This is a genomic window from Oleiphilus sp. HI0125 (assembly GCF_001635355.1).
The window spans coordinates 1-867 of record NZ_LWGF01000953.1 but is presented as its reverse complement, the minus strand read 5'-3'; the positions used below and the strand labels follow the sequence as shown (position 1 = coordinate 867).

Annotated in this window: 2 protein-coding genes; both read right to left on the bottom strand. The window is 41.6% G+C overall.

Translation table 11 applies throughout. The features are described 5' to 3' along the window. The coding region (locus A3762_RS16370) for a sterol desaturase family protein (RefSeq protein WP_231878836.1) at positions 1-419 on the bottom strand (419 nt) is incomplete at its 3' end. Beyond that, positions 419-867 (bottom strand): acyl-CoA desaturase (locus tag A3762_RS16365; RefSeq protein WP_197469320.1); only part of this gene is annotated, 449 nt, incomplete at its 5' end. The genes A3762_RS16365 and A3762_RS16370, both read right to left, overlap by 1 nt.

Below are 867 nucleotides of genomic sequence, written 5' to 3'. Positions count from 1 at the left end.
GCGCTGCTTGCGTTTAAAGATGGATCGCTATGATGAACTCGATGTAGTTTCCATAGAAGAGGCACTCTGTGGAAAACTCTGTGCTGCCAGTAAATAATAAAATCCAAAATGATTACCGACACAATAACAATTATGGCAAGTTGGTTATTGTTGTCGCTGATTAGATAAAAAATGCCTATCTGCCAACTTTCATTCAGCAGAGCGATGTTGGCAGCCAGCACAACGGGGGCTATTTGAAGGGCAAGGCTCGTTAATCCTGTTAAGGATATGTTTTCGACAAAATGTCTTGGGTTATTTTTACCAGATTGACGTGCGGGGATTAGATGTTCAATAAGAGACAAAGACATAAGACATAATCCAAAAACGGATAGTCTTATGATGCTCTGATATTGTTCAATAACGCTTGAAAGCACTTCCATTAGTTATGTATAGATTTCACCTGGCTCGTAACTGATGTTGGGAATGAATATTTGACGATGCGCTTGAATACGCCCCAATACTGCCTCCCGAAGCTACCGGTATTGTATGGAATTCCGTGTTCTCTGCAAATTTCTTGCACTTTAGGAGCCATTTCTTGGTATCTAGGTGCTGGAATATCAGGGAACAGGTGGTGTTCAACCTGATAGCTTAAATGGCCAGTGAGGATATGGAAAAGTTTAGAGCCTTCAATATTGGATGAGCCTAGAATCTGGCGATAATACCATTGGCCTTTTGATTCGTTTTTGGTCGATTCCTCATCGAATGTTTGTGCTTCTTCGGTGAAATGGCCACAGAATATGATAGTCGCGGTCCATAGGTTGCGTAAAATATTTGCGATAATCGCGCAACATAATACTGGCAATGCGACAGGCCAGAATATGAGCGGAA